Raw genomic sequence first — 24,303 nt, 5'->3', positions numbered from 1 at the left:
GGGCAGGAGCAAAAGCTGTTAGTCTCACCTAATGCAACAAAGCTATAGTTGCGGCATTAAGGCGGAATTAAAACGAGATTAAAAAGAGATTAAAAATCAGGAACGGGCAGAAATAATTCCGTAAGCCTGTGGTAATGTTAGCGTTACCTCGGTACCCTGCTTAATTTTAGAGTGTACTTCTATCGTACCCCGGTGCAGTTTTAAGATGCGCTCGCTAAGCGGCAAACCAATACCATGGCCGGTTATATCACGCACATTATCAGCCCGAAAGAAAGGTACGAATACGTGTTTCAGGTCTTCTTCATGTATACCCAGGCCGCGGTCTTTCACAACAAGCTTCACATCATTTTTACCGATCATGATGCGCACAGTGGCACTCCTACCCGAAGGCGAGAACTTAATGGCATTTTCGATAACGTTCACCATCGCGATAAGCAACAAAGCCTCATTCCCTTTAACTATAAGCCTGTCTTCGTCGTCTGGCAGTTCTGCAAAATCAATGTCGATGTGGGCATCGGGGCGGCGCTTTATTACCTGGTCGCGGGCCATCCAGGCAATTTCATCAAATCTAAGGTAAGCCAGGTCAATTTTTGAGGAATCTATACTTGCCTGGGCTATCTGCAGCAAACCATTGGAGAGTTCTGTTAAAAGTCGCGCATCTTCCAGAGTAGACTGCAAAACGCGTTGGTATTCTTCCGGCGTGCGGGATTTCATCAGGGCAACTTCCAGTTCGCCCATCATGGTGGTAAGCGGTGTGCGTAGTTCGTGGGAGGCGCTGGATACAAAGGTGCTCTGCATTTCGAAAGCCAGTTCCAGGCGCTCCAGCATCTTATTAAATGTTTGTGCCAGGTGCGAAAGCTCGTCTTTACCATCGGCATTGCTCAGGCGCATGTGCAGGTCCGAAGCTGATATTTTCTCTACTTCGCTTACTACTTTTGTAATTGGCCGAAGGGCTCCTTTTGCAAAAATCCAACCTGCTACCAGCACAACTACAATCGAGCCCAGCAAGCCAACTATAAGGATCACCTTCAGGTGTTGCAGCTTTTTTAAACTATAGGCATCCACCGATGAGGCCAAAATCACAAACTCACTCTTGTTATCTGTATAAGTTATGCCAACAACCTGCCGAACGTCCTGCTCAAAATGCACCTCTTTCTCTTCGCGTACCTTAGCAAGTAACGCTTCATTTACCTCTAAGTCTCCACTGCCTTCTGAAAATACCTGTTTATTATCCTTGTTGTAGATCTTTACAACTTCGTAGGGCAGCACCTGGTAAAAGCGTATCTGGTTCAGGCGTTTGGTCTGAACATCCGCTTCATCAGCATCAAACACATACCTGGCTACTACATGCGCACGGCTGAGAATGCGGTCATAAAAATCTTCCTGCCTGTAAATAGAGGTAAAATAATAAATCACTAATGAGAACAGCGCCAGCAGCAGGCTAAAAATACCAGCAAACTGCAACGTAAGTCTGGTTCTTATTTTCATACTTCCAGTTGCTCTTTTAGTACATAGCCCATGCCAACAAGCGTATGTATGAGTTTGGCAGGATGATCTTTATCTATTTTTTTACGGAGGAAGTTTATGTACACATCAATCACGTTGCTGCCTGTATCAAAAGAGGTTTCCCAGACCTGTTCCGTAATATCTACCCTGGATACAACACGCTCTTTGTTGCGAAGAAGATATTGAAGAAGCGCGAACTCACGGGCTGTGAGGTTAACTGGCTTGCCTCCACGCGTAACAGTTTTCTTTACCACATCCAGTTCGAGGTCGGCTATAGTTAGCTTCTCGCCGGCATTATTTTCGGTGCCACGGCGGCTTAAGGCTCGCATACGGGCCAGCAGCTCTTTAAACTCAAAAGGTTTGGTCAGGTAATCGTCGGCGCCTGCATCGAGGCCTGTTATCTTATCGTCGGTGGTGCCAAGTGCAGTCAGCATCAGGATTGATACCGTAGCATTATGCCTGCGTATCTCCCGGCACACATCCAGCCCGCTCATGTGCGGCAGAATCACATCCAGGATAATGAGGTCGTATTCGTGCTGCAGGGCCAGTTTAACACCGAAAGTCCCGTCGTATGCCTGGTCTACTTCAAAGGCTTGTTCTTCCAGGCCCTTTTTTATAAAGGAGGCTACTTTAGGCTCGTCCTCGATCAACAATACTTTCATACTTTTGTTATCTTACCGGTTATTCCTGACTATCGCAATTTTTACTGGTACCGCTAAACAGTGAAATCCACATAAAGTTAAGCACTAACATCAAAAACACGTTTGCAACGTTGTTTAAACTATGGCACACAACCATTCGCACGACCACGCCCATCACCACCACGGCAGTAGCAACATAAAAGTAGCTTTTTTCCTGAATCTGGGTTTTACCATACTGGAGTTTGTAGGTGGTTTCTGGATAAACAGCGTTGCCGTAATGTCAGACGCCCTGCATGATCTGGGAGATTCGCTTTCGCTTGGTTTAGCCTGGTACTTCGAAAAGCTTTCTAAGAAAGGAAGCGACCGCAGTTTTACTTATGGTTATAAGCGTTTCTCGCTGCTGGGTGCCGTTATTAATTCGGTTATCCTGCTGGTAGGGTCTTTTATTATCCTCTCCGAATCAATCCCGCGCATCTGGAACCCAGAGCCGGTAAACGCTGTCGGCATGATCGGTTTTGCCATTTTGGGTATAGTTGTGAATGGGGCCGCAGTGCTCAGGTTAAAAGGCGATAACTCTATTAACGAGCGGGTGGTACGCCTGCACCTGATGGAAGATGTACTTGGCTGGGTGGCGGTTCTGGTTGGTGGTATTTTCCTTTACTTTTTTAACTGGCCTGCTATTGATCCACTTCTATCGATAGGTATTACGCTTTATGTACTCTACAATGTGGTGAAAAACCTGCGCCAAAGCATGAAGATCTTGCTGCAGGGCACGCCAACAAATATTAACCTTGACGAAGTGCAGAGCCGTATTCTAGCGCTACCGGAAATACAATCGATACACGACCTGCATAGCTGGACGCTGGATGGCTCCTATAATGTGCTGACGCTACATGCTGTGATATCGGAGAACCTGCTTTTAGAGGAGACTGAAACTATAAAAACCAGAATACGGGAATTAATGGCAGACCTGGCTGTGCAACATGTTACAGTAGAGTTGGAAGTGCCCGGATATGCATGCGAACACGAGACCTGCAGTAATCCTAATTCTGATTAAGGAGTACAGCCTCTCGGATCAGTTCGCCAAAGTAAGCCTCGTCAATGTCGTCGGTAGTACGGATCTTGATATGGAAAGGCTGGCCATTACGGCTAACCAGTCGGCGGGCCGGGTCCGAGAGCTCTTTCCCCCTAAAGAAGCCAAAGTGGATACCGCTGCGTGAGGACGCGAAATAACAAACAGGCCCATAAAAGAAATAACACGGGTAATCCCAGCGCACACATTCCTCCAGGTGCGAAACCGACCCTTGAATGATGCGGCGGATTTCCTGCGCCAGATGTACTTTTTCAGGATTCAGCTTTTCGATGTATTCATCCACCTGGTTTGTGGTAGCCTTGGTTCTCATAGTTATCCGCAGTGGTTTGTAAGCTTGTTACTAGCACCTAAATATACGGCTTTTTTAATATTAATGTCAATATTTCTGTTTCTCGCTCTAGTTCAGGCAATCATTTTATAGTTGCTGTTTTAACTTGTCTCTCTAGGTGTTTTACTTCCTTCTAGCATTCTTCTGAAACCAGGATTGGGAACAGTTGATAAAGTAAATGTATAGTTTGTAAAACTGGCGTGAGTGTCAAGACTCGTGACTTTTGGTGAGTGTTGAGTCTCCTGACTCAACTGGCCGGGTAGAAACAGGTATTGTCTGAATCAGGATTTACAGCATTAAAGGATTGGCAGGATCGTGCTTTAAGCTATAGTTGGAGTTAATGTTTTATAGTTTGCGTGATCCAACCACCCCTAACCCCTCCTTGTCTAAGGCGGGGAGCTTTTAAGGCCACTACTATAGTCTGGGTTTTAGATTCATAGTTCCGCATTAACCCACCCCTGCCCCTCTCGAGAGGGGATTTTTGGCTGTTACTAAAGTTGAAGTTACAGTTCTAAAGTTTCCGTTTGTCATCCCCCCTACCCCCTTCAAAGGGGGACAATTGCTGCCTTTGTTATAATTTGAGCTATAATGCAATAGTTACAGACCATGATGAGGACAGGTTTACCTGTCTCCACGAAACTATCACCACGATAAAGCCATGCAACTATAGCTTCTCAATCAAACTATTAAATAGCTATCGAACTGATTTCAGTCTTTGGGTTGAGCGCCTTGTAGATTTCTGGTGCCGCCAGGCATTTCGAGGTACGAGAAAAGGAAATGTACACCGCGCGATGCCCAAAGACGGGGCCTCCCGGCCGTGAGGGCACCAAAGCCGGATTGAAACGATGGGTCAGTAAAGCTCCCAGGATGAAAGAAAGCTATGAAAGAAAAGGCTTGGTTTGAGTGAGTAGAGTAGCAAACTATAGAATTGTAGCTGCTCGAAATATAAGCTGAGATAGATTTCTCACTTTGTTCGAAAAGACAAAGAGGGGGAACTATAACTCAGCCGCTAGCAGGAGCTGCGCACGCTGCTAGGTCATCCAACTATAAATGTGTTAAAAGCCTTTGTTCCAACTCATCCAACTGGCAAAAACCCTTTGAGATCAGTTGAGCACCATGCCGGGTCTGGAGGTAAATACTCGGGAAATTACTGGCACCTAAACCGGCAATAAAATCGAACTCATCATCCAACTGCTGCATCACCTCCTCCGACTCAAACAAAGCAAGGAACAGGTTCTCTGATACGCCAAAAATACCGGCAATACGCACCAATACAGCTGTGTCTTTTAAATCGAGGCCATCGGCAAAGAAAGCGGAATGCATGGCACGAAGTACCTCCAGGGTGAGTACTGGCTTCAGCAAACGCATACATAGCAAAGCCCTGCAGGCAGGTTCGGTAGCATATATGTATTTTTTTTGCAGGAAAAACCGGAAATCAAAAGGTAAGTGCGTTCGTTGCTGTACCCAATGCCAGTTGGTTGCCAGGCGTTCCCGTTCTTCGCGTTTAAGGGCCTCTGTGGCATACGCCTGCAAGTTGCCTATCTGCACCTGCACCTGTAACCTTCCCCGCCACAAAGCGGCCAGCCTGCGCACCACAGCTGTAAAACCATAGCACCAGGCACACATCGGGTTGGTAACATACATGATAGTAGGTGTTGTAGCAGACTGTACCATAAACGAAGCTGTTTTTGTGTTGCCTATAGTGTACCGCAGGTACGATCAGTAAGTTGTAATGTCTTCTGCTTTGAAAGTTATTTCAGGAAATTAAAAATATTTCATCCACTATACTTGACATTACGTAAACTGTGATTAACTTTGAAACTCAAAGTACTTTACACATGAACCAACAGCAAGACCAATTAGCAGAACTGCACGAGATCCGAAAGATCATGGATCGCTCCTCCCGATTTATTTCGCTTAGCGGACTTTCAGGCGTAGCAGCGGGTGTTTCGGCGCTATTGGGGGCAGCAGTTGTGAAGTGGTACCTGGTAACGCATAATATAGTATACAATGAGATCCTGGGGCTTACGCTTACAAGAGAAGCCATTTTTTTTATACTATCGGTAGCGGGCATTGTGTTTATTCTTGCGCTTAGTTCGGCTACGTATTTCACGGCACGTAACGCCAAGAAGAACAGCCACCGTGTCTGGGATAGCAAAACAGAGCGCATGCTGATCAACCTGTTTATACCACTGGCAGCTGGCGGTGTTTTTTGCTTAGTACTGTTCTACCATAACCTGCTGTACCTGGTGGCTCCGGTTATGCTTATTTTTTATGGTTGCGCTTTGCTGAACGCCAGCAAGTATACCCTGAGCGACATTCGGTATCTGGGAATAATGGAGATTATAGTTGGGCTTGTAGCCAGCTTTTTTGTGGGGTATGGTTTACTAGCCTGGACACTGGGCTTTGGAGTACTGCACATTGTGTATGGGACGCTGGTGTACTTCAAATACGAACGCTAGCAGACCTGTGAAAGATTATCTTGAAAATATAAACAAGGCCTTCGAAAGTAAGGCAAGACTAGGCATTATGTCGGTGTTGATGGTGGAAGACCGTGTGGATTTTAGTACGCTGAAAGATACCCTGCAATTAACAGACGGGAACCTTGCCAGCCACCTGCGTGCCCTTGAAGAAGCTGAGTATCTGCGTGTAGAAAAACAGTTTGTAGGCCGTAAGCCGAACACTACATACCACGCTACTGATGCCGGCAGAAAAGCTTTTAACAACCATTTAGATGCATTGGAACAGCTTATTTTAAATAACCGGAAAGACAACTGATATTTTTTTGTAGTTGTACTTTGCATTTCAAAGTACTTTAAATTAAAACGTATCACAATTTATAAAACACGATTCCCATGGAAGAAAAAAGTGAATATCAAAACCAGCCGGTTCATCCGGTATCAGTAGGAAAACTGATGCTGATAGGCGCAGGAGTAGGATTGTTTGTGATCCTGTTCTTCGTCCTTGGAGGAGAGCCCAAACCGAACTGGCCTGAACTATGGTGGATAAGACCGGTACTGGTTGTTCCGGCTGCAGGAGCGCTCGGAGGATTGTTCTTTTACAACATGGACCATTTGCGGGCACAGGGTGGCTGGAGAGAGGTAATAGCCTATTTAATAAGCCTGGTAGTATTTATGATCGTGCTCTGGCTGGGGACTGTTCTGGGGTTAGCAGGCACCATGTGGGACTAGCCCTCTCCTATTCCTTCACATCCAAAACTGGTTACAACTTAAAACTACAATGATATGACAACCGAAGAAAAACATCCGCACGAAACAGCAGTAAATGACGGCGCTACTGCGCTCACAATCATCAGCTGGACTTTTGGCCTGCTCTTTTTTGCCATAGGTATCGTGAATACCTTCTGGGGCAACGACCCCGGTTTCGGGATATTTATAGTACTCCTTTCCCTCCTCTACTTCCTTCCTGTAAATGATATCCTCCGGAAAACGACTGGCTTTACTATTCCTAAAATATGGTTAGTAAAGATACTGGTGGGGCTCTTTATTATCTGGGCAGCCATGGGCGTGGGCGAGCTATTCGATAAGATCGAAATGATGACAAACTCATTCTAAACTATAGTAATAATCACTAAATCAATTTATAACTTAAAAAACTAAACGATTATGGTAACGCAGAACAAAAGACTTATTGGTATTGTGCTAGGAGTAGCACTTATTCTATCTATTCCGCTGATAGCGATGCAGTTCACAAATGAAGTAGACTGGGATTTGTTTGATTTTATTGTGATGGGCGTGCTGCTGCTCAGTACAGGACTGGTGGTAGAGCTGGTGATCAGGAAGGTACGAAACATGGATTACCGCATTGGCCTTATTGCTTTTATACTTGTAGCGCTATTTCTAATCTGGGCTGAACTGGCAGTCGGTATTTTCGGGTCACCATTTGCCGGAAGCTGAGCCTAACCCTAAAGTTAAAGGCTAAAGGTGAATTAAAATTCAAACAACATTAAAACTATAAGCTCATGGAAAATAAAATGGCATCGGATAACAGACCAACTATATGGAATATTGCCGGCTGGCTCTTTGGAGTCCTCGTTATCATAATCGGCATACTGAATCTATTCCTGGTGCATCCTGTTCCGGGAATCGCTTACCTGCTCATCTCGCTGATTTACCTTCCGCCTGCCAATGCCTATTTCAGAAAGAAGCTAGGTTTTGCACTTCCGGCAATCGTTAAGATCATTTTGGGCATCGTGCTGATCATGTTCACATTAGGCGTAAGTGATCTGGGCGACATGATCGATAAACTATAGAACACAGGTATTAGCAGGTTCTAGCAAACTATACATTCTACAGATCAAATAGATCAGCCATGAAAAACGAAATACGTTCGCATCTTAACGACCCCGGCCAGCTGGAGAAGTTATACCGTAACAACAAAGCGCCTTTTGCCCAGGAGTTCAGGGCTATTTACCCCGAACTTAAAGGCAACCTGCTTGCTGATTTCTGGCACGAAAGGCTGAACTATGAAAGTGATGATATTTCCTGGGGCACTGGCAGAGACCTGCTGCTGGTGCTGCTGGCATCGCTTGTGGCAGGTATAGTTGCGAAGCTCCCGGCGTTTTTACCGATCGATGAAGAATTCTTTTATCCCCGTAACATTGGCTTTATCGTTTTCCCGCTACTCACAGCTTACTTTGCCTGGAAGAACAACCTGAAAACAAACAGGATCGTGCTTCTTGCCGCAACTATAGTGGTGTCACTGGTCTACATTAACCTGCTGCCCGGCACCTTGGAAACTGACACGCTTGTACTGGCCTGCCTGCACTTACCGTTCCTGTTATGGGGTATTTTAGGCGTAGCCTATACCGGCAACGAGATCAACAACCATAGCAGGCGGCTGGGATATCTACGGTTCAATGGCGATCTGCTTGTCATGACGGCGCTCCTGGTAATAGCAGGTGTTATTCTCACAGGCATCACCATCGCCTTATTTGCGATAATTGGTATCCATATAGAGCAGTTTTATGCTGAATATATTGCCGTGTTCGGGGCTGCAGCCATCCCTATAGTTGCTACCTATCTTACACAAACCAATCCGCACCTGGTAAATAAAGTATCTCCGGTCATCGCCAAAATTTTCAGTCCGCTGGTACTTATCATGCTCTCGGTGTACCTCATTGCTACTCCCTTTTCCGGCAAAGACCCATACAACGACCGCGAATTCCTGATATTGTTTAATGTACTTCTGATCGGGGTAATGGCGCTAATCTTTTTCTCTATCGCCGATAAATCCGGCAAAGAACAAAACACCACCGATAGCTGGGTACTGCTGCTTTTAGCCATCGTAACGGTAATAGTAAACAGCATTGCGCTATCGGCTATTTTGTTCCGGATTGCGGAATGGGGCCTTACCCCAAACAGGCTGGCGGTGCTCGGTAGCAATGTGCTTATTTTGCTAAACCTGCTGCTCGTTACCCGCTCCCTTTTCAGGTCTGTTACTAAAAAAGCGGATGTGGCTGAGCTCGGGAAAGCTATTGCCACTTACCTGCCTGTCTATTTTATCTGGATTCTTATCGTCGTGTTCCTGTTCCCGGTGCTGTTTGGGTTTAGGTAGGCACCAGACCTTACAATCTTCTTACTGCTTCTTCTCTTATTAAACTATCCATCTACCCAGCTTCCAAGTGGTGGACAGCCGGAACTATGTCTAAAAAATGAAAACTCTGACCAAAGAAATACCTGTAAAAACAGAACTCAAGCTGAAGTTAATTGGCGTAGGGCTGATTCTAGTTTCCTTCCTGCTATTTATGCTACCGGAGTGGGGTATCGGCGCAACAGATGAGGTAGCTTTCGGCCTTTTCTGGATAAACTATAGTTTGACTGCCGTTTACTTTGTGGCGATGCTCTCGCAGGGGGTGTTCTCCTTTAAAAGGCCTTTTCGGCACATAGAATACCTTTATCTGTACCTGGTACTTTTTATCATTAGCTGTTACTCGCTTAACCGCCAGATGAGCATTTTCCAGGATTCTGTTCCGTGGCTGGAGGCGTTTATCACACTTTTCTGTGTATCGCTGATGGCCTATAGTTTCCGGGAGCGGTTGCCGAAACGCCTGAACCAGGGGTTGCTTTTTATACTTGGCGCCGGATCAATAATTTGGGTGTACTATGCCGTTTACCTGTTGCCGCTTTACATTATCAGTATTTTTGGAGTGCTGGCCTTGGGCATTTCGTTGCACACCTACGTTCCGCTTTGGGTGGTAGTAGCTTTAGGTTTTGGTGTGTACAAAGCGACCTCCGAAGACCGGCAATACCTGCGCAGTTTTATGGCCGGTGCCTCTTTCCCTATTCTTTTCGATATCTTTTACATCTGGCAATGGCAGAACCGCAACGAACAGATAACCTTTAGCGGCAACGATTACGTCATCCAGGAAAATGAAACGCTGCCACGCTGGATAAATCTAAGCCAGCAACTACCAGCCGATTACCTGACCGAACGCATCATGAAAACGGACCTCGTTTACCAGGTTCCTACTGGTGAGTTCAGTATGTGGGAAATGCCCCGTGATAACTTTGATGAAGTAAAGCGCCACGACCCACTTGTAATTTTATCGGTGCTGTTGCTGGGTGAGCCAGGCCTGGACAGGAAGGAAAAGATAAAGATTCTGGAAAGCATGTACGATGCGCGCCACCAGGCCGAGGAACGACTTTGGTCAGGCAATAACCTGCGTACCGCCAATGTAGTGTCGCAGGTGCGCATTTACCCGAACTACAGGCTGGCTTATACCGAAAAAGTACTTCGCGTGCATAATAACATGGCCCACAGCAGCAACCAACAGGAAGCTATCTATACCTTTTTTCTGCCGGAAGGCAGCGTAGTTTCGTCCCTCTCGCTCTGGATAAACGGCCGCGAAGAAAAAGGCTATCTTACCACAAAAAGCAAAGCACAAACCGCTTACAAAACTATAGTTGGCGTAGAAGCCCGCGACCCGTCGGTGGTACACTGGCAGGAAGGCAACAGGGTTTCTGTAAGGGTATTTCCGTGCACACCTGAAGAAGAACGCCAGTTTAAGATCGGGGTAACCTCTCCGCTTCAGCAACGCGGCAATTCGCTTGTGTACGACAACATTTACTTTACCGGACCAAGCACACTGGGCGCCACGGAAACATCCGTGGTGCATGTAGATGATAACGTGAGCGGCCTGAAATTGCCATCAGACTATAAACTTACGCGCAGCAACGAGTACAAACGCCAGGGCAACTATAGTCAGGACTGGAGTCTGCAGTTTAGTACACCTGCTTTGGCAAGTGGCAGTTTCAGTTTTGCTGGCAACAACTATAAGATCACAGAACTCCCGCAACAGCTTGTGCCATTTGCGCCTCAACAACTGTACCTGGATATCAATGCCAGCTGGTCTGAGAGTGAGTTTAATCGTGTGTGGGAGACCGTGCAGCAAAAGCAGGTGTATGTCTGGGATGGAAAAATGGTGCAACTGAACCAACAGAACAAAGCAGAACTGTTTGGCTTGTTGCAGCAACGGAACTACTCCCTCTTTCCGCTGCACAAAATCAAAAACCCGGAACAGGCACTGGTCATCAGTAAAAGCAACGGCATCTCTCCTAACCTCAGCGACTTGAAAGACACTCCCTTTGCAGAGGAGATGGCTGATGCATTGCTGCAACAATCAACTATAAGAATCTTCTCGTTAGGTCAGCAGCTGTCGCCTTACTTTAAAAGCCTGAAAGAACTGCACGTTATTGCCCCCATGTACGGCGACACAAAGCAATTGGCAACCTTACTGCAGCAACAGCAATTTATAAATACAACGATCGATCAAAACACGGTGCGCTTAGGAGAATCGGGGTTGGCTATAGTTAAAGAAAACACAACTATAGCCGGAGGTACTGCCCCGGACCATTTGCTACGCCTGTTTGCCTATAACCACGTGTTGCAGCAGATCGGGGCCCGTTATTTCAGCAAAGATTTTATAGAAGATGCGCTGATCGCGGAAGCCACGCAAGCCAATATTGTTAGCCCGGTATCCAGCCTGATCGTGCTGGAAACGCAGGCAGATTACGAGCGCTTCGACATACAGAAAAGTAAAGACAGCTTGGGAAATGCCAGCATGAATGGTTCGGGTGCGGTGCCGGAGCCTGAAGAATGGGCACTCATCTTCCTGGCTGCACTGATCATTGGGTATTTCACGTTAAAACCATACTTCCTGAGATGAAGTTAACCGCTCTAAGGCCTACCGAACAATTGTTGATTCCGCTGCTGGTATTGGGTCTGTACCTACTGGTGGCTGGCATTTTCCTGAGCGAATACCTGCTCTGGGACAGCCAATGGGCGTTGGCGATGGTGCTTGTGCCTTTTGTAGCGCAGGTGCAGCCTCAAAAATCATTATCACCTGCGCTGTTGATCGCAACTATAGTGCTGGCTCTTCTGGCTGCCACACTGCAAAACAGTACCTTGTACTTCTTTACTTCTGTTGTGGCACTCTGGTGTGGCGCGCAGCTTATAGTTGGCAGAATCTCCATCTACCCGATTCTATTGCTTGTGGTGGCCTCACCTATCTTCAAGTACATCGCCAACATTATCAGTTTTCCGCTTCGGATGCAGTTAACTACCTGGGCTGTGGCCATCTTTAACACCATGGAAAAACAGGCGGAAGCTGCCGGGAATATCATTCTGGTAAACGAGGAAGAGTTTTCTGTAGACCCAGCTTGTGCAGGATTGTCAATGCTGTCACTCGCCCTGATCCTGGCTGTTTTCATACTGGCGCATCTGCAAAAGACTTATCAGAAAAATTTTCCGATCTTGTTTATCGGGATGATGCTGTGTTTTATGCTGCTTCTGAACCTGGTAGCAAACTTACTGCGGATTCTGCTGTTGGTTTGGTTTAAGATTTTGCCCGGAAACCCGCTTCACGATGTGTTAGGCTTGCTTTGCTTACTGATCTATGCGCTTGTACCTTTTTACTTCACGGCAAAAAGGCTGCAGCAATATCTATCCAATGCTTCCCCAAATGCATCCCCAAAGTCAGCTATCAGTTTAAGAGGCTCTTTACTGCTGAATTACCTGTTGCTCCTTATGCTGACCGGAACCGGGCTGACGATTAAAAGTGAAAAACCGGTAATGGCACTGGAACAAACTATACCACAGCTACATGGATTTCAGGCTACCACATTGGAGAACGGAGTTACCAAATACAGCAACGAAAATGTGTTGGTTTACCTGAAGCCGATACAGGCTTTTTACTCTACAGAGCATCATCCGTTAATCTGCTGGGAAGGAAGCGGCTATAAGTTCAGGCATGTGCAGCAGCGGCAGATCGGCAACTATAACGTGTATGTGGGCGAGCTTCAAAAAGGGAAAGACACCCTTTACACTGCCTGGTGGATGGATAACGGGCTACACCAAACAATAGACCAATGGGACTGGCGCACCCGCATGCTGAAAGGCGAAGCTAAGTTCAGGCTGGTGAATGTTACCGTTGCACAAAAACAGGAACTACCCGAAGCTATCGTTACAATCATTGCTAATCAAACCAACTATAGTCACGCCAGTACAACGCAGGCAACCACTCCAAACAATTCTCAACTATAGGCATCGGGTTTCTGCAGAATTTTCGGACCTTTGCTGCCGAATTTATCTAACCTATAGTTTCTTACATCAATGGCATTTAACGCGCTTAAAAAAGTAATATTGGCGGGGATGTTCCTGTACATGCCGCTTCAGTCGATGGCCTGGGGCATGCTGGGTCACCGCGTGGTAGGCGAAATTGCAGAACGTAACCTGAGCTGCAAGGCAAAAAAACAAGTAAAGAAAATCCTGGGCACTGAGTCGGTAGCCATGGCCAGCAACTGGGCAGACTTCGTAAAATCGGAGCCGAGCTATAAGTACCTGGATACCTGGCATTACATCAACTTTAAGTCGGGTATGAACAAGGACGAGTTTACCGCCGCCCTGATGGCCGATACCGCCACCAACATACACACCAAACTGAACATGCTGGTAGCAGAGCTGAAGAAAAAGGATCTGCCAAAAGACAAGGCACAGATGTACCTGCGCCTGGTGATCCACATGGCAGGCGATATTCACCAGCCCATGCACACCGGCCGTCCCGATGACCTGGGTGGTAACCGTGTAAAACTGTTCTGGTTTGGGGAGCCAACCAACCTGCACCGCCTCTGGGACAGCGACCTGATCGAGTCGCAGGATTTGAGCTACACCGAGTACAGCACCCACCTGAACCACACCACCAAAGCCCAGCGCAAAGCGTGGATGAAACAGCCGGTAAGCGAGTGGTTGTACGAATCTTATCTGGTGAGCAACAAGATCTATAGTGAAGTGCAGCCGGAACAAAAACTGAGCTACCGCTACAACTACGACAACGTTGATACCCTTAACCAGCAACTGCTGAAAGGTGGCATTCACCTTGCCGGCCTGCTGAACGAGATCTTCGGCTAACTATAGTTTACATCACAAAAAAGCCTCACTGCTAAAATAAGCAGAGAGGCTTTTTTATAGTTACTAAATTGCAACTATAGGTTATTTTTTCCCTAACTGGCGCTTCAGTTTTTCTTCTACGTTATCCAGCAACTGGTACCAGTTGTCGCCTTCATCCTGGGCAAAAACATCGTTACCTGGCACACCCACACGCATTCTTACACTTTTCGTGTTGGTAGCATGGTTTGCTTCTTCCTTAAAATAAACATCTACCGAATCTATTTTGCTGGCATGGCGCTTTAGTTTTGATATCTTCTCGCGGATGTTGTTATGTATCACATCTGATAATTCTACGCCAACTGCCTGTATGTCTAGTTTTATGCCTTCAAAATTCTCTGTGTGGTTATTCATGTTTGCTCTTTGTTAAGTTTGTCAGATAAGGTCCGATGCGGTTTTTCCGGCAATCTTCACCTTTTGGTTATGCTTAACTAACGTAAAGGCTATGGTTTAGTTAATCTCAAATCTGATGAACAACTATAGTTTTAGTACTAAACCATTGACGGTAACTATAGTTGCGACATATAAAACTTACCTGAACTATAACCTTACTTTCTGCATCCTACGTTAAATACAGCAAGAATAAACTATAAAGTTGAAGGCTATGAACACCCTACCCATCAACTGGCTTACTGAAGGCTTACTGGATTTCGAGTACAAAAAATACATGCTGCTGGCCTACCTGCAAGCTGTAAAATCCGAGTTCGGGCAACACCGTCTTTATCCTGTTTTCTCAGACCTGATTATGCATTACCGCAACCTGATGCAGATAAAAGAGCACAAGCAGCTGGTATATGAACAGTTTCCGCAGCGCATCAGCCGTGCTGATTTTGAGAAGCTGGAGCTTATTTACCAGAAAATAGTGGAAGACGACGAGACCATGGCGCAGATCGAAGAGATCATTCAATACGCATCTCCCCTTTTCAGCGAAACCCTGGAAGAAGGCAAAGAACTATATGAGTTTGTGGAGAGTCATCTCGAAATTACCCCGGTCGGTATCACGCCCATTTATCATAACGAAGGCTACCTGTTCCTGGACACCTTCCCGGGCAAAGAAACGCAGGTGTACCTGTACCGCATCACAGTCTTTAAAAATACCTACGAGCAGTATCGCGGCATCAATACAGAGCATGTGCAAACCGTACGCCGCGGCCTCAGCCTGACTCACGAGAACCTGAAGGTACAGCTTATAAAAGAGCGGAAAGACTTACCTAACCCCGCTACCTTTGCAGTCATATCCAAAGTTCCGGTGCCACTGGAGCAAAGTCTGCTGCCTATAGCCAAACGCACGCTGGTAAAGTATGTGGCTAAGCTCAGTGCTTAACCTATAGCAGTTCCAAACTATAGGTTATAGTGGATGTCTTGTAAAGTACCATTGCTACGGAGCAGTATTTCTCCAGCGACAGCTCAATGGCTTTGCGTACTTTATCTTCGTTAAGGTCGCCGCTCAATTTAAAATGCACATTAATGTTTCGGAACTCGGTGTGTTCTTCCACCTTTTCGCGATCAGCGGTTACTTTTATGTCGAAGGCAGTCGCTTCCTGGCGCTGCTTTTTCAGGATCATGATCACATCTATCGCGCTGCAGCCGCCAAGTCCCATTAACAGCATTTCCATAGGGCGGGCCCCCATGTTGTGGCCACCTATTTCCGGGTTGGCATCCATGTGCACCGCTACGCCCGATGTACCGGTCGCTGCGAAATGAAAATCCTGGTCTAATCGTGTTAAATTAACTTCCATCGTTTGTTTTTTCACGAAAGTATGAACTCTGCCTTTCTGCTCAAAATAAACCTTGCCTAACTACAGTTCTGCGACTTCATTAAGCTACAACTATAGCCTCCACCAATTGCCGACCAATTCCCTTTCCATTCCGACCAAAAACTGATCGGGTTCTTATGCCTCTTTATATGGAAATGAAGTGCATTGGTATAATCTGTTTTAGCAGTTCAGAAAAGCAGGTTTACTTTGTATGGTGAAGTTTGGAATAACTCTCCGTGGACGGATATCAAGAACCTTTCCGATAAAAAACTATGAATAAGAATGTACTGTTATTACTTCTGGGGCTGAGTACGGTTCCAGTATTTGCACAAGGTCAGCAGGCTCGTCCGGCCCAGCAACAGGCTGCTATACCGGGCACCACAGCCCCTAAAGGCAACGCTAAAATCAGTGGTGTGGTGTTGGATGCCGATTCTAAAAATCCGGTAGAGTTTGCCACGGTTGCGCTAATCAATGCAAGCACCGGCAAACCGATAGACGGAACTATGGCTGACGAAAAAGGGCGTTTCACAATAAATAAAGTTGGCACAGGTAAATACAAGCTTCTTGTGTCCTTCATTGGCTATCAGCAGAAAACGCTTAGCGAATTTGCTATTACTTCTGATAACCAGGACCTGGATATGGGTAGCATCACCCTGGCTTCGGACGCTAAAAGGCTGAATGAAGTAGTAATAACCGGCGAAAAACCACTGGTAGAGGAAAAAATAGATCGTACCGTTTACAACGCTGAAAAGGATATCACCAACGCTGGTGGTAACGCCGCTGATGTGCTGCAAAAAGTACCTTCACTATCGCTGGATACAGATGGTAACGTGCAGCTGCGTGGTAGCTCAAACGTACGGGTTCTAATCAATAACAAGCCTTCTGCTATCATGGCCGGCAGCATTGCCGACGCCCTGAAGCAGATCCCAGCCGATCAGATCAAATCGGTAGAAGTAATTACAAGCCCATCTGCCAAGTACGATGCCGAAGGTACAGCCGGTATCATCAATATCATCACTAAAAAAGATGGTGGTTTGCATGGAGTAACGGGGTCAGTAGCTTTAACGGGGGGTACGCGCGCCAGCAATGGTAACGCCAGCCTGAACGTGCGTCGCGGCAAGCTGGGAGTAAATGCCAACCTGGGTGCCAATACGTTTTACAACAAAGGCGATATGAGCAATATTACCATTTCGCCAAGAAACAGCGAGCCATCTGTGAACCGTATGATCAGAAGCCAGTATGGCAACACTACCATAAACGGTTTATTTCTGAACGGGCAGTTAGGGTTTGATTATGACTTTACACCAAAGAATACTTTATCTGGAAGTGTGAGAAGTAACGGTGGTAACTTTAAAATGAATAACGACCAGGACCAAAAGGTAACGGAAGGGGGCATTGAAAAAGAATCGCAATCTTTCTCTACTGACATTAGAAACCGTAACGAGCGATTAGGAACAGACTATAACCTGGACTTTGTGCATACTTTTGCAAAACCACAGCAGGAGCTTTCTATCCTATCGCAGTATTCAGAAACGGATGCTGATACCCGTAACGATCAGGACCGCTTCCGTTTCAGCGAAGCTCCTTTTTACTTACAGCGTAACAGCAACGATGGCGGAAACAAGGAACTGACTTTACAGGCTGACTATGTGCACCCATTTGAAAATAAGCGCATGCTGGAAGTAGGCGCCAAGTCAATTTTCAGAGATGTGACCAGCTATGGTTTATCCAGCAACGAAGAAACAGGAACAGAAGATCGCAACAGACTATCGTTTGATTATGGCCAGAATGTATATGCTTCTTACTTAACGTACGGATTTGCGATACAGAAAAAGCTTAACGTAAAACTTGGTGCCCGTTTTGAGCAGACCGATATTTCAGGCGATTACTCAAGAACTGAAAACAGTGATCCGGAAGAAAATGAAAGCTATTCTGACGATTACAGCAACCTGATTCCTAGTGTAGCGCTGTCTTATACCATAAAAGAGAAGCATACTTTAAAAGCTAACTATACGCAGCGTATCCAGCGCCCATCATTGTTCTATCTTAATCCGTTTGAACAGGATCAGGCACCCGGTACAGTTGTAAAAGGAAATCCGCGCCTGGATGCCGAACTGACAAACCTGTTCGAATTAGGTTACAGCACTTACTTTAAAACAGCGTCTATCAGTACCAGCTTATATATGCGCCAGACCGACAACGCTATTGAAACAGTTCCGGACTATGATGAAGCAACAAACACAACCATTCTGACTTTTGATAACGTTGCTCAGAACAAAACTTATGGGATCAGCTTGTTTGGTTCTGTTAAGCCGGTAACCGCCTGGACGATCGGTGGTAGCTCAAACATCTACTATGTAAACCTGAAAAGCACAGATTACTCCAACAGCGGCTGGATGTACAACATCAACGCGAACTCTTCTTACAACTTTGGTAAAGGTTTCAGCGCGCAGTTTAACGGTGGCTTTAACTCTAAGAGAATACAACTGCAGGGCAACTCTGCTTCGTTCTCTTACCATAGCTTAGCTTTCAAGAAAGAGCTGTTTGGTGGCAAAGGTGGCCTGAGCCTTGGCCTGGATAACCCATTCAGAAAGAGCATGAAGATGGAGATTGATGTGAATGCTTTAGATTACGAGCAGCACATCCGTATCAATAACTATAACCGTGGCGCCAAAGTAACCTTTAACTATAGTTTCGGCAAAATGGATCAGCAACGTCCGCCTAAACGCAAAAAATCCATCCGTAACGATGATGCCAAGCAGGGCGACGGTAACGGAATACAGTAAAAATCACAACCTGTTTAATGATAGAAAAAGCCCTTCCTGAAACAGGAAGGGCTTTTGTTTTTATATTATGAACTGACAACTACTGATTACAACCACTTACGCAGCATACTGACCAGCTCCTTTGTTGTAAACGGTTTGCATAAATGGTCGTTCATGCCGGCATTCATACTTTTGGTAATATCATCTTTAAAGGCATTTGCCGAGAAAGCAACTATAGGATGGGAATAATTCTGTCTACGAAGTTGCTCTGTTGCCTGCAGGCCATCCATTCCCGGCATCTGGATATCCATAAAGATCAGATCGAAGGGTTGGTTAGTGGCAAGCTGTAAAGCCTCTTCGCCGCTTTTCGCGCTGGTTACTACTGCTCCCATCTGCTCCAATACATCCTGCATCAGCAGCACATTCATTGGGTTATCGTCAACCACCAGTATTTTTGGTTCGTTTGGCAAACGGAAAAGGGTATCAGCTACTTCTTCGGCAGGGTTAACGGCAAGTTGTTTGTCGTATCTGAGACTTACCTTAAACCAGAAAGTTGTACCTCTTTGCCCCTCCTGGCCGCTGATTATACCCATTTCGCCACGCATCAGCTTTACAAGCTTTTTGCTGATGGCCAGACCAAGCCCAAAGCCGCCATACTTACGCGTAGTAGACTGGTCAGACTGAGTAAATGATTCGAAAATAATTTCCTGCTTTTCCGCCGGTATACCTATCCCCGAATCTGTTACTGTAAAGTAAAGTGTAGCCTCAGATGCCTGCTCGTTTAAATTTTCCAGTTGGCAGTGTACATCAATGCTTCCTTTCTCAGTAAATTTTATAGCATTACTCACCAGGTTTATAAGTACCTGGTTTATACGGGTCGGGTCACCAATAACAAGCTGAGGAATGGCATCATCAAAACTATAGTTAAAGCTGACTTTCTTTCCTTCGGCAATATACTTGTAAGGCTCCAGGTGAGAAGCCACTGTGGCCTTTATATCAAACGGAATAGCCTCAATCTCTATTTTATCCTGCTCAATGCGATGCAGATCCATTATATCGTTCAGAAGCCTTGTAAGCGTACTTCCGGAACTCTGAATCAGTTTTACATATTGTGCCTGCGTATTATCCAGATCAGTATTCACCAGCAAGTTGGTAAAACCTACTATACCATTTAGTGGTGTCCGGATTTCATGGCTCATACTGGAGAGGAAATTACTTTTAGCTTCGTTGGCAGCCTCAGCTCTTTCTTTCGCTACATGCAGTTCCCGCTCTTTATTTTTAAGCTCCGTAATATCTTTCGCTATAATCAGGATACCGTCTGTTTCTTTCAGGTTATTTTTAAGGAAAGAAAATGAACAAGACGCCGGGATGGTAGTTTGGTTTGCTGCAAGCAACAGGAATTCCGTATTCAGGCATTTACCTTCATCTTCAAGCTTAAATAAAGCTTCCAGCAGACGCAGGTTCTCAGTATCACTGAAAATCTCGGTAAAGTGCCTGCCAACCAGATCATACTGCGTGTAACCGGTCAACTCCTCAAAAGCATCGTTTACATTCCGGATGGTATAGTCTGTGTTTAGTACAAGTAGCATATCTACCACACCCTGGTAAATGCTCTGCATAAAGTCCCTGGAAACGGTAGAGTTTTTAAGTTCCTGCCCCAACATGCTTATCCCCGAAATAACGGCATCTAATTCGTCGCCGTTTTCAGAGACCTCCATCTGGTAATCGAAATTACCATTTGCTATTTCGGCAATGAACGTAATAACCTCCTCTATTCTTTTCTGTAGAACTTCCACGTATTTTCCTATTACACTACTTAACAGTAAAGTTCGCTACTCTCTCTCAATCATAAAAGTAGCTTCCATTAATTCCATTGTAAAGTTATCTTTTACCTGAAAAAAACCAATTTTAGTATAGTTACTCGCCCCAATCAGTTGTTTTCGACAACAACCAATATACCGAAGATAATCTTGGTACTGTTTAATTTATCACTCTAAAATGTACTTTCCTGTAAATTACAGATCCCATCAGGAAATCATAATCCCAATCATTATGCACCGGGCTTTATATTTTGGCAGAATTCTGGGGCATTCCATACTTTTACATCCTTCTGTCTCACATTGCATGCCGCTTTCAGGTATCTCTCCATAAACTCCCAGTTCAGCCCTATGTTTAAGTAAATATACAATTTGCCGGGATTCAGAAAAATAAGACCCGGCTTACTATTTTTGATACCCTTAAGAGTAAAGAACACGTAAATTAATTCAACCTGTTAAGAGTAAGAGATCACCCTTGTTATTCTGCATATAAATGGATAATTCCTTTTTCTTAAATATAGAGAAAGTCGAATTTTCTTTATCAATAATGTCTCTTTCTGCCTTTTGTTTCCACAAAAATCAGTATAATTGTTTGTGGGAGGGGCATAGTAAGAGTATAACAAAGTTTATTTCACTTTTATAGAATATTTTGAAGCAGGAAATACAAACATATGAAACACCTTATATAAAGATGTTTATAGAGGATGGCATTCTGTATATCCATTACAAGCAGATTGAAAACCTTGACCAGCATGTAGCGGAAGACTGCGTGCGAGCCCGTAAAGCTTTTACCGAAAACAAGGATTACCCGTGCCTGGTTGATGTTATCAGTATTAAAAACTTTACTAAAGAAGCCCGCGATTATTTTGCCAATGAAGGTAACGAAGGGATTATAGCTAATGCTATACTTATCAATTCCACGGTTACTAAAATGATGGCTAATTTCTACATAATGGTAAATAAGCCAACCAACCCCACACGCATGTTTACAGATAAAGCAATTGCCCTGGAATGGCTTAAACAGTTTAGCAAATAAGTTTTTCTTATCCCAATTGCAGATACCCTTAGCAGGTAGAAGATAAAAACAAGCATAGCTTGATTACTGACAGAATGCACTTGCCTCTTACTTAAATTATCGATCTTATTTTCAAGGCAACCTCAAACTATAGTTTTGGAAAATTGAATGAGCAGCGGCCTTAACGATGGTAACAGGCAAGATGGTGGCGTACCATAACAGCACTATTTAACCTTTTGCAAAAAGCCTTTCCTCAACCGGGAAAGGCTTTTTTTGTTGAAGTGATCTGTTACCAGATACACGCTATATACGTAAACTATAGTATAGCATGTTAAACAACTAAACTTACGATTATGAACGAAACAGAATATAGAGCGCGCGGCAACTGGAACGAGCTGAAAGGCAAGATAAAGCAACAGTACGGCGATATGACCGATGATGACCTGACATACGATGAGGGCAAACAGGACGAGTGGCTAGGCAAACTTCAGCAGAAAACAGGTAAAGCCAAACACGATCTGAAAAGATGGATTGATTCGTTGTAAAACTTGCCTGTGAACCGAAAGGCTCTTTGTGATAACAGTTAACTATAGTTATTACTCTAACCCGACAAATCGGGTGAGGAATAGCACTTTAATCAAAACAAAAAAGCACTTACCTCTTTTAGAGATAAGTGCTTTTGTTTATAGATCCAGGTAGAACCGTAAGTTAATCAACGCGTTTTGAGAGTGTGCCTTATTTGTGCCCGAAAGTGTGCCTCGGTACATACATTTCTAGATAACTCGGGCTATCTGGAAATGTCTAATTTAAGCCAAAAAGAGTGAAAAAAGCAACGCCAGACAACTTTCGTTATCTGGCGTTTACATGCAAGTGGGCCCAGCTGGAATCGAACCAGCCACCTACTGATTATGAGTCATGACAGCCATTTAGCACTTTTTATCTTTTGTTTTCATACTACCTTATAATCAATGATTTAAGTTTAAGCCTATGTCACTTTTTTGCTTATATTTGCTATTATTTGCACAGTTTGTGTGCAAATTGTGTGCAAACACTTAATTTGATTATAGCTCTATGACAGGTGCATCTACCTCCATTTTCTTAGATACCCGCCGTCCCTTGAAGGATGGCACCTATCCCGTTAAGCTGCGACTCACCTACCATCGTATTCGCAAATATTTTCCGACCCCATACAGCTTTTCGGAAGATGACTTCGATAAGATGCTCTCGCAGAAGCCTGGGAAACTACTCAAAGACCCTAAATTGGATCTACAGGCACTTGAGCTGCGAGCCAATGAAATTATCAACCAGCTTCCCCATTTTACAATGGGAGAATTTGAGAAACGGCTGCTCAGCCATTCTATCAAGAACGAGGTTTTTTCTGCTTACGATGATGCTATTGCCCGGTTGAACAGGGAGGGCAGAGTTGGAACAGCCGCCAGCTATGAGAGTGCCCGTACGTCCCTGTGGTACTTCAGCCACGGAAAGGCTTTTACAGCGAGAAAAGGCAATTCAAAAAAGGACATAGCAACACAGAAGGAAGCCATGAAAAGCTACACGCCACTTCCTTTTACCAGCATCACACCACAATTCCTGAAAGACTATGAAAGATGGATGAAAGAAAGTGGTCGTTCCATCACTACCACTGGTATGTACCTAAGAACATTGAGGGCACTTTTTAATGACGCCATAGCCTCAGGAGATGTCAATGCAGAACTATACCCCTTTGGAAAACGGAAGTTCCAAATCCCTTCCGGCATAAACATCAAGAAAGCTCTTACCTTGGCTGATATCAAAAAGATATTCACCTATACCCCAGCCTCTGAAAGTGAGGCGCGTTACCGGGATCTTTGGATATTCTCCTACTTGTGCAACGGCATCAACATAAAGGACATTGCCAGACTCAAATACAGCCAGTTAAGCGATACTTCAATAAGTTTTATCCGTTCAAAAACAGAACGCACGACACGCCAGCAACTTAAATCAATCACAGCAGCCCTAACACCTCAAGTCTTAGAAATTATTGAAAGATGGGGCAATAAGCCCATTATTCCAGACACCTATGTTTTTCCAATACTTACTACTGGACTTACCCCCGAACAGGAATTGGGCAAAGTTAGGCAAGCCACTAAGATGATTAACACCTATATACAACGAATAGCTACAGCAGTGGGTATTAGTAAGCATGTCACCACGTATACGGCCAGACACTCCTACTCCACCGTACTTAAGCACTCAGGTGTTTCCACCGCTTTCATTTCAGAGTCTTTGGGTCATACCAGTGAAAAGACGACGCAGCATTACCTTGATTCCTTCGAAGATCACACCAGACACGAAGTAATCAGCAGACTCACCGCTTTTCCTGAAGAATAAATATTTTATAAAAACATTGTTTAGTCTTATCAAACTACCTATCATGTTTTACAAGATTGAAAAGCTGTTTTATCTGTAATATTTTTTTTACTGACAATCAATAACTTATCAAAATAACCTACTAAACTCAACGCTCTTATACTTACGGTTTCATACTTTAACAATTATCTTTGTAGCACATTCAGATAAACACTCAGCCGCTACATGTTTATCGCTTAATAAGTAGTAAGTAATAAGCTGGTAAAAAGTTTTTAACTTTTAGTTTAACAGCACATGTTACTAGAGAATCAAATGCTTGAAAAGCTTAATCTTCTTGAGCAAGCATATTCAACTCACATCATCTTAACAAAACCGGTACTTAACCTTAAAGAAGCTAGCCAGTACATGGGTATCAGCACAAGTATGCTCTACAAGCTTACGAGTGCAAGAGGTATTCCTCATTCTCGTCCAAATGGAAAGTTACTGTTCTTTAGTAAAGAAGACCTGGATGCCTGGATGATGCGCAACCCTCAAAGAGTAAAAGCAAGCATAAGGTGAGATCTGCTTA

24 protein-coding genes are annotated in these 24,303 nt (G+C 44.8%); 17 read left to right on the top strand and 7 right to left on the bottom strand.

Features of this window, described 5'->3' with window-relative positions; all coding sequences use genetic code 11:
• Nucleotides 1-96: 96 nt before the first annotated feature.
• On the bottom strand, nucleotides 97-1,488 hold the full coding sequence (locus KYK27_RS12615; protein ID WP_199110406.1) for an ATP-binding protein: 1,392 nt from the start codon (nucleotides 1,486-1,488) through the stop codon (nucleotides 97-99).
• Nucleotides 1,485-2,168, bottom strand: a complete 684-nt coding sequence (locus tag KYK27_RS12610; protein WP_199110405.1) for a response regulator transcription factor — start codon at nucleotides 2,166-2,168, stop codon at nucleotides 1,485-1,487. The genes KYK27_RS12615 and KYK27_RS12610 overlap by 4 nt, the downstream gene beginning before the upstream one ends.
• Nucleotides 2,169-2,289: 121 nt before the next feature.
• Here KYK27_RS12610 and KYK27_RS12605 point away from each other — a divergent pair, with 121 nt between their 5' ends.
• Nucleotides 2,290-3,204 (top strand): cation diffusion facilitator family transporter, encoded by a 915-nt coding sequence (locus KYK27_RS12605; RefSeq protein WP_199110404.1) that lies wholly within the window; start codon nucleotides 2,290-2,292, stop codon nucleotides 3,202-3,204.
• On the opposite strand, the gene KYK27_RS12600 is transcribed toward KYK27_RS12605, so the two are convergent.
• Together KYK27_RS12600 and KYK27_RS12595 are read right to left on the bottom strand one after the other, a co-directional pair.
• Nucleotides 3,191-3,550, bottom strand: a complete 360-nt coding sequence (locus KYK27_RS12600; RefSeq protein WP_162425837.1) for a DUF1801 domain-containing protein — start codon at nucleotides 3,548-3,550, stop codon at nucleotides 3,191-3,193. The two genes, KYK27_RS12605 and KYK27_RS12600, sit on opposite strands and share 14 nt — an antisense overlap.
• Before the next feature lie 1,062 nt (nucleotides 3,551-4,612).
• Nucleotides 4,613-5,242: a DsbA family protein gene (locus KYK27_RS12595; protein ID WP_199110403.1), complete on the bottom strand. Its 630-nt coding sequence runs from the start codon at nucleotides 5,240-5,242 to the stop codon at nucleotides 4,613-4,615.
• Between the two features lie 164 nt (nucleotides 5,243-5,406).
• On the opposite strand from KYK27_RS12595, the gene KYK27_RS12590 reads away from it, so the two are divergent.
• From KYK27_RS12590 to KYK27_RS12545, 10 genes are all read left to right on the top strand, one after another.
• Nucleotides 5,407-6,030 (top strand): hypothetical protein, encoded by a 624-nt coding sequence (locus KYK27_RS12590; RefSeq protein ID WP_199110402.1) that lies wholly within the window; start codon nucleotides 5,407-5,409, stop codon nucleotides 6,028-6,030.
• A gap of 7 nt (nucleotides 6,031-6,037) precedes the next feature.
• Complete coding sequence (locus KYK27_RS12585; protein WP_199110401.1) at nucleotides 6,038-6,346, top strand: winged helix-turn-helix domain-containing protein; 309 nt, start codon at nucleotides 6,038-6,040, stop codon at nucleotides 6,344-6,346.
• Nucleotides 6,347-6,423: 77 nt separating this feature from the next.
• Nucleotides 6,424-6,759, top strand: a complete 336-nt coding sequence (locus KYK27_RS12580) for a potassium transporter KefB (protein ID WP_199110400.1) — start codon at nucleotides 6,424-6,426, stop codon at nucleotides 6,757-6,759.
• 54 nt (nucleotides 6,760-6,813) lie between these two features.
• Nucleotides 6,814-7,143, top strand: a complete 330-nt coding sequence (locus tag KYK27_RS12575; protein ID WP_199110399.1) for a hypothetical protein — start codon at nucleotides 6,814-6,816, stop codon at nucleotides 7,141-7,143.
• A 51-nt stretch (nucleotides 7,144-7,194) separates the two neighbouring features.
• Nucleotides 7,195-7,485 (top strand): hypothetical protein, encoded by a 291-nt coding sequence (locus KYK27_RS12570; RefSeq protein ID WP_199110398.1) that lies wholly within the window; start codon nucleotides 7,195-7,197, stop codon nucleotides 7,483-7,485.
• A 65-nt stretch (nucleotides 7,486-7,550) separates the two neighbouring features.
• The gene (locus tag KYK27_RS12565) at nucleotides 7,551-7,841 is read left to right on the top strand and encodes a hypothetical protein (protein WP_233150425.1); all 291 of its coding nucleotides are present in this window, start codon (nucleotides 7,551-7,553) and stop codon (nucleotides 7,839-7,841) included.
• Between the two features lie 59 nt (nucleotides 7,842-7,900).
• A complete protein-coding gene (locus KYK27_RS12560) occupies nucleotides 7,901-9,145 on the top strand; it encodes a hypothetical protein (RefSeq protein ID WP_199110397.1) in 1,245 nt (414 codons plus the stop codon).
• Nucleotides 9,146-9,242: 97 nt separating this feature from the next.
• A complete protein-coding gene (locus KYK27_RS12555) occupies nucleotides 9,243-11,756 on the top strand; it encodes an XrtN system VIT domain-containing protein (RefSeq protein WP_199110396.1) in 2,514 nt (837 codons plus the stop codon).
• On the top strand, nucleotides 11,753-13,132 hold the full coding sequence (xrtN, locus tag KYK27_RS12550) for an exosortase N (protein WP_199110395.1): 1,380 nt from the start codon (nucleotides 11,753-11,755) through the stop codon (nucleotides 13,130-13,132). The genes KYK27_RS12555 and xrtN overlap by 4 nt, the downstream gene beginning before the upstream one ends.
• A gap of 69 nt (nucleotides 13,133-13,201) precedes the next feature.
• On the top strand, nucleotides 13,202-13,996 hold the full coding sequence (locus KYK27_RS12545) for a S1/P1 nuclease (RefSeq protein ID WP_199110394.1): 795 nt from the start codon (nucleotides 13,202-13,204) through the stop codon (nucleotides 13,994-13,996).
• Between the two features lie 81 nt (nucleotides 13,997-14,077).
• On the opposite strand, the gene hpf is transcribed toward KYK27_RS12545, so the two are convergent.
• Nucleotides 14,078-14,386, bottom strand: a complete 309-nt coding sequence (gene hpf / locus KYK27_RS12540; protein ID WP_199110393.1) for a ribosome hibernation-promoting factor, HPF/YfiA family — start codon at nucleotides 14,384-14,386, stop codon at nucleotides 14,078-14,080.
• A gap of 250 nt (nucleotides 14,387-14,636) precedes the next feature.
• On the opposite strand from hpf, the gene KYK27_RS12535 reads away from it, so the two are divergent.
• Nucleotides 14,637-15,356 (top strand): hypothetical protein, encoded by a 720-nt coding sequence (locus KYK27_RS12535; protein WP_199110392.1) that lies wholly within the window; start codon nucleotides 14,637-14,639, stop codon nucleotides 15,354-15,356.
• A 1-nt stretch (nucleotide 15,357) separates the two neighbouring features.
• Here KYK27_RS12535 and KYK27_RS12530 read toward each other — a convergent pair whose 3' ends face one another.
• On the bottom strand, nucleotides 15,358-15,771 hold the full coding sequence (locus KYK27_RS12530; protein ID WP_199110391.1) for an OsmC family protein: 414 nt from the start codon (nucleotides 15,769-15,771) through the stop codon (nucleotides 15,358-15,360).
• Between the two features lie 290 nt (nucleotides 15,772-16,061).
• On the opposite strand from KYK27_RS12530, the gene KYK27_RS12525 reads away from it, so the two are divergent.
• A complete protein-coding gene (locus KYK27_RS12525; RefSeq protein ID WP_199110390.1) occupies nucleotides 16,062-18,575 on the top strand; it encodes a TonB-dependent receptor domain-containing protein in 2,514 nt (837 codons plus the stop codon).
• An 86-nt stretch (nucleotides 18,576-18,661) separates the two neighbouring features.
• Here the strand turns inward: KYK27_RS12525 and KYK27_RS12520 are convergent, their stop codons facing one another.
• Complete coding sequence (locus KYK27_RS12520) at nucleotides 18,662-20,350, bottom strand: response regulator (protein ID WP_199110389.1); 1,689 nt, start codon at nucleotides 20,348-20,350, stop codon at nucleotides 18,662-18,664.
• Between the two features lie 712 nt (nucleotides 20,351-21,062).
• Here KYK27_RS12520 and KYK27_RS12515 point away from each other — a divergent pair.
• The 4 genes from KYK27_RS12515 to KYK27_RS12500 all read left to right on the top strand — a co-directional run bounded on the left by KYK27_RS12515 (nucleotide 21,063) and on the right by KYK27_RS12500 (nucleotide 24,293).
• Nucleotides 21,063-21,407 carry a hypothetical protein gene (locus tag KYK27_RS12515; protein WP_199110388.1) on the top strand — a complete coding sequence of 115 codons (345 nt, stop codon included), beginning with the start codon at nucleotides 21,063-21,065 and terminating at the stop codon, nucleotides 21,405-21,407.
• Between the two features lie 332 nt (nucleotides 21,408-21,739).
• Complete coding sequence (locus tag KYK27_RS12510; protein WP_199110387.1) at nucleotides 21,740-21,931, top strand: CsbD family protein; 192 nt, start codon at nucleotides 21,740-21,742, stop codon at nucleotides 21,929-21,931.
• A 526-nt stretch (nucleotides 21,932-22,457) separates the two neighbouring features.
• Nucleotides 22,458-23,756, top strand: a complete 1,299-nt coding sequence (locus KYK27_RS12505) for a site-specific integrase (RefSeq protein WP_199110386.1) — start codon at nucleotides 22,458-22,460, stop codon at nucleotides 23,754-23,756.
• 273 nt (nucleotides 23,757-24,029) lie between these two features.
• A complete protein-coding gene (locus KYK27_RS12500) occupies nucleotides 24,030-24,293 on the top strand; it encodes a helix-turn-helix domain-containing protein (protein ID WP_233150424.1) in 264 nt (87 codons plus the stop codon).
• The last annotated feature ends 10 nt before the right edge of the window (nucleotides 24,294-24,303 follow it).

The sequence above is a fragment of the Pontibacter populi genome, assembly GCF_019336435.1.
GTDB lineage: Bacteria > Bacteroidota > Bacteroidia > Cytophagales > Hymenobacteraceae > Pontibacter > Pontibacter humidus.
This window is presented reverse-complemented; position numbering and strand designations above follow the sequence as displayed.